The 229-nt window shown below is 43.7% G+C and carries 1 protein-coding gene; it reads right to left on the bottom strand.

Going from position 1 to position 229, the window contains the following annotated elements:
• Window positions 1–229: LOG family protein (locus RRF55_RS28305; RefSeq protein ID WP_439419340.1), on the bottom strand; the 229-nt coding region annotated here is incomplete at both ends.

Here is a 229-nt window from a genome sequence, read left to right as displayed (position 1 = left end):
AACAACTCAGGATCAACCATACCCCACTTCGGTTCAGGTGCTTGGAATTGATCCATCTGCTTTAAAATTGCTTTCACCGAATCCGACACAATCAGACTGTCGGTAAAGCGTGCATGGGTAAAGCCTTTGTCGGTGGTCATCTTCAGAAATTTAAGTAAATCATCATAAAAGCCATTTACATTTAAAAAGGCATTCGGCTTGAGATGAATACCGAGCTGCGCCCACGTCC

Origin of the sequence: Klebsiella sp. K47 (assembly GCF_051858335.1) — a bacterium.
Classification (GTDB): domain Bacteria; phylum Pseudomonadota; class Gammaproteobacteria; order Enterobacterales; family Enterobacteriaceae; genus Klebsiella; species Klebsiella pneumoniae.
The sequence above is the reverse complement of the archived record's forward strand: the minus strand, read 5'-3'. Positions and strand labels throughout refer to the sequence as shown.